Source organism: Pseudomonas sp. GM24 (assembly GCF_000282235.1).
Lineage (GTDB): Bacteria > Pseudomonadota > Gammaproteobacteria > Pseudomonadales > Pseudomonadaceae > Aquipseudomonas.
Genome location: NZ_AKJR01000276.1, coordinates 1 through 4373 on the forward strand (window position 1 = coordinate 1; position 4373 = coordinate 4373).

Below are 4373 nucleotides of genomic sequence, written 5' to 3' on the forward strand. Positions count from 1 at the left end.
CCCTCTCCCTCCGGGCGGTCCGACGTTTCGGGAGGGCTGGGGTGAGGGTGGCTTTTCAGCGCGGCAACTCGATCCGCTCAACTTCCCCTGGCACCGTCGGCCAGTCCCCAGTCGCCCACTTGCGCCGCGCTTCATCGATCGCCGCCGGATCGCTCGCCACAAAATTCCAGTTGATCCGCCGAGGCCCGTCCAGCGGCGCGCCGCCAAACACCACGGCGTGAACATCACTCTCGGCAAACAGACTCATCTCTTCCCCGGCCGGCAATACCGCCAACGCATGCGGTTCAAGCGCTTCACCGTTCAGTTGCGCATCCCCACTCAGCACATAAACCGCCCGCTCTTCATGCTCGGTCGGAATCAGCAACGTGGTCGCCGTTTGCATCTGCACTTCCGCATACAACGTAGGAGAAAGCACCGGCACCGGCGATTCCAGGCAAAAGCCTGACCCGGCAATCATCCGGATCTGTACACCGAGGTTATCGCTGACCGGCAACGTCGCTGCCGGGTGATGGCTGTAATGCCCCGGGCCTTGCTCGTGATCCTTGGGCGACGCCAGCCAGATCTGCAAACCGTGCATGGTGAAGCTTTTGTCCCACAACGGCTCAGGCGTGCGTTCAACGTGAGCAATCGCGCTACCGGCAGTCATCCAGCTGACATCGCCAGCGCTGACCACCTGATCCGAGCCAAGGCTGTCCTTGTGCTGGATCTGTCCTTCGAACAGATACGTGAGCGTCGACAGACCAATGTGCGGGTGCTGTCGGATTTTCATGCCTTTGCCCGTCGGATAAACCGTCTCGAGCATGTGATCAAAAAACACGAAAGGCCCGACGCTGCGGCATTTGGCTGACGGCAGCGGGCGCAGAATCGGCTGGCCTTCAACGTCTTCGGCGCGCGGGCGGATGATCAGAGGTTGCGTGTCCATGGTGCATTCCAGGCTGAGCGGGTGATGCCAGGAAGCATAACCCGCCGCTGGCATGAGGAGGATTACTGGCTGTCGAAGCCTTGCGGGGCGTGGGTTTCGATGCTGACGTCGGTTGTGGTCATCAGTTTATGAATCGGGCAGCGGTCGGCGACGCGCAGCAGTTCCTCACGCTGGGCATCGGTGAGTACGCCTTTGAGAGTGAGGGTGACGTGCAGGACGTATTTGCCTTTTTGTTCTTCGCTGTTATCGCGTTTGACGTCGACCCCGACGCCGGTCAGCGGGATGTCTTTCTTCTTCGCGTACATCTTCAGGGTCAGCGCTTTGCAGGCGCCGAGGGCGGCATCGAAATAGTCGTGCGGCTCAGGCGCCGAGCCTTCGCCGCCGGCGGATTTCGGCACGTCGGCAAACAGTTCGTGGTCATCAATCTGTACGGTGTGACGAAAACCTTCAGCGGAGACGGTATTGACGGTAACGGTCATGGGAACCTCACTGGCAGTAGGAAAAGTCGTTCGATCAAAAAAGACCTTGCAGTTATAGAGCATTCCCACTGGCACGCGTTCCACTTTCCTGCGGGATGAACCCTTGTCGTCAGGGCGGGGTCTAGGCTATGCCTACTTGCCGGAGATTACTTGTGTCCCTGTATCGTTTGAGTCTTGCCTGTCTTCTGCTGCTTGCCGGCAACGTCAGCGCCCGCGAATACACCTACAGCGATGCGCACCTGCATTACGTGGATTTTTTCCAGGAAAGCGCAGGCATGGCGAAATTGCTGACGGCCATGCAGGACAATTCCATCGAGCATGTGATGATTTCCGGCATTCCGGTTGCTAAGAAGTGGCATGAGGACGAACCCAAGCGCCCGCGCTACTACGCTGGCGATGACGCTGATGCCTATTGGTACAGTGCGACCGACGTGATTGTCGCCGACGCCGTGCAAAAGCTGAGCGCCGAGCAGCGGCCGTACTTTCATCCGTTTCTGTCAGGCTTCAACCCCAACGACAAGAACTCTGCCGCACACATCCAGCGCATGCTCGATCTGTATCCGGGGCTGTGGCAGGGCATCGGCGAGGTGTTCACCCGGCATGACGACCTCACGGCGCTGACGTCCGGCGACACGCCGCGGGCCAACAACGAGGCGATGACCAAGATCTATCATCTCGCCGCCGAGAACGATCTGCCGGTGATGCTGCATTCCAATATCACCTCCAAGCGTGAGAAGAATCCGCTGTATCTGAAGGAAGTCGAAGAGCCGCTGCGTAATCACCCACACACGCGATTTATCTGGGCGCACGCAGGCACCAGTGCTGAAATTCATCGGCATCAGACACAGTTGCCGTTCTTGCTGCCGACCCTGACGCGCATGCTCGAGGCTTACCCCAATTTGTTCATTGATTTGTCGTGGAGCATGCTCACGCCGTATCTGCTGGACGAGCAGGGCAAGCCGCGCCCGGAATGGCTGGCGCTGGTCGAGAAGTACCCGGACCGCTTCATGCTTGGCTCGGACGTGGTAGGGCGTTTCAACAAGCTCGGTGAGGAAATGCATAGCTTCAAGCCGTTCCTTGATGCGTTGCCCGAGGACGTTGCGAAAAAAGTCGCTCGGGATAATTTCCTGGCGATCTTGCCGCGAACGGTGCTCAAGTCCGGCAAAACCGCGCTGAATCGTTAATGCCCACGGTTCGGAGTATTAAGGCCTTTTGATATCACGTTTTGGTCTTACGCAAATTTTCGCCGGGCCGATACCTTCTAAAGCAACCAGCTGCAGGGTTGATGCAGCGCTTTTGGAAGGAACCAGAGCAATGAGTATCCGTAGTCTCAATATTGCCCCGCGCGCCGGCCTCGGTTTTGGACTGTTGGCGCTGATGGTGTTTGCCCTCGGGGCGTTCGCTTTGCTGCAAATGTCGAACATGCGCGCCCAATCTGACGAGGTCGATAACAATTGGCTGCCCAGCGTCATGGCGGTCGGTGAGATGAGTCAGGACATGCTGCGCCTGCGCGCATTGACCATGCGCCTGTTGCTCAATCGCGATCCGCAGGCGCTGGAGCAGAATGTCGTCAAACTCAATGAGCTGCGTGGGGTGCTGAGTGAGGCTCAGCAGCGTTACGACGTGCTGATCGTGCTGCCCGAAGAGCGCAAGCTGTTTGATCGCTTCAAGGTTGCCGAGCATCAGTACCTGGAGTTTCAGGCGCAGGTCATGCAGTTATCTGCGCAGAATCGCGTGGAAGAAGCCGCGACCATTCTCAATGGCCAGATGAGTCCGCTGGCCGACGAAATCGCGGTGCTGCTGCGCGAGCTGGTCGAACTGAATAAACACAATGCCAATCTCGCCACTGAGGCGGCGCGACTGGTGTTTATCAATTCGCGGGTATGGGTCGGGGTGATGATCGGCGTGACCGCGCTGATCACCATCGGCCTCGCCCTGCTGCTGACGCGCAGCATTGTGCTGCCGCTGGCGCAGTCGTTGGGTGTCGCCGAGGTGGTGGCGGGTGGGGACCTGACCGGTGATATCAGCATCAGCGGCAAGGACGAACCGGCGCGACTGCTTCATGCGCTCAAGAGCATGCAGCACAACCTGCGCGACACTATCCGGCAAATATCCGAGTCTTCCAGCCAATTGGCCTCGGCCTCGGAAGAGCTGAGCTGCGTCACGGAAGACGCCACGCGCGGGCTGCATCAGCAGAGTCTGGAAATCGAGCAGGCCGCTACTGCGGTCAATCAGATGACCGCTGCGGTGGAGGAGGTGGCCAGCAATGCGGTGGCCACCTCGCAAGCTTCGCGTGAGTCCGATCGCATTGCTCAGCATGGCCGTGAACAAGTGCGGCAAACCGTTTCGTCGATAGAGTTGCTCGCCGAAGACGTGACCAACAATGCGTCGCAGGTCGAAGATCTGGCGCAGAAGGTTCATGGCATCAGCAAAGTATTGGATGTGATTCGTTCGATTGCCGAACAAACCAATCTGCTCGCGTTGAACGCTGCGATCGAGGCTGCACGGGCCGGTGATGCCGGGCGCGGGTTTGCCGTGGTGGCGGATGAGGTGCGGGCCTTGGCGCATCGCACCCAGCAGTCGACGCAAGAGATTGAACAGATGATCGGCGGCATTCAGCAGGGCACCGATTCAGCGGTCGGTTCGATGCAGCAAAGCAATGTGCGGGCGCGTTCGACGCTGGAATTGGCCAAGGCTGCCGGGACTGCACTTGAAGAGATCGCCTCGGCATTCACGCTGATCAACGAGCGTAATCTGGTGATCGCCAGTGCCTCGGAACAGCAGGCAGCGGTGGCGCGGGAGGTGGATCGCAATCTGATGAACATTCGTGATCTGGCGATGCAGACCTCGGCGGGGGCCAATCAGACGAGTGCGGCGAGTCAGGAGCTGTCGCGGTTGGCGGTGGATCTGAACAGCATGGTGGCGAAGTTTTCGGTTTGAGGTTCGCCTTCAAAAGCCCCTCACCCTAACCC

Annotated in this window: 4 protein-coding genes; 2 read left to right on the top strand and 2 right to left on the bottom strand. The window is 59.1% G+C overall.

The genetic code is table 11. The features are described 5' to 3' along the window. Positions 1-55 precede the first annotated feature (55 nt). Positions 56-922 carry a pirin family protein gene (locus tag PMI23_RS26430; protein ID WP_007919859.1) on the bottom strand — a complete coding sequence of 289 codons (867 nt, stop codon included), beginning with the start codon at positions 920-922 and terminating at the stop codon, positions 56-58. A 62-nt stretch (positions 923-984) separates the two neighbouring features. Next, positions 985-1401 carry an OsmC family protein gene (locus tag PMI23_RS26435; RefSeq protein ID WP_007919858.1) on the bottom strand — a complete coding sequence of 139 codons (417 nt, stop codon included), beginning with the start codon at positions 1399-1401 and terminating at the stop codon, positions 985-987. Between the two features lie 128 nt (positions 1402-1529). Between PMI23_RS26435 and PMI23_RS26440 the strand changes: the two genes are divergently transcribed. Together PMI23_RS26440 and PMI23_RS26445 are read left to right on the top strand one after the other, a co-directional pair. Continuing rightward, entirely contained in the window at positions 1530-2585 is a 1056-nt protein-coding gene (locus tag PMI23_RS26440; RefSeq protein WP_042705042.1) for an amidohydrolase family protein, read from the top strand. A gap of 130 nt (positions 2586-2715) precedes the next feature. Next, the gene (locus tag PMI23_RS26445) at positions 2716-4341 is read left to right on the top strand and encodes a methyl-accepting chemotaxis protein (RefSeq protein ID WP_007919853.1); all 1626 of its coding nucleotides are present in this window, start codon (positions 2716-2718) and stop codon (positions 4339-4341) included. Positions 4342-4373 lie beyond the last annotated feature (32 nt).

Bases quoted from the DNA above. Each gene is read 5' to 3' on its own strand.
- PMI23_RS26430 (WP_007919859.1), bottom strand. From the start codon at position 922: ATGGACACGCAACCTCTGATCATCCGCCCGCGCGCCGAAGACGTTGAA.
- PMI23_RS26435 (WP_007919858.1), bottom strand. From the start codon at position 1,401: ATGACCGTTACCGTCAATACCGTCTCCGCTGAAGGTTTTCGTCACACC.
- PMI23_RS26440 (WP_042705042.1), top strand. From the start codon at position 1,530: ATGCCTACTTGCCGGAGATTACTTGTGTCCCTGTATCGTTTGAGTCTT.
- PMI23_RS26445 (WP_007919853.1), top strand. From the start codon at position 2,716: ATGAGTATCCGTAGTCTCAATATTGCCCCGCGCGCCGGCCTCGGTTTT.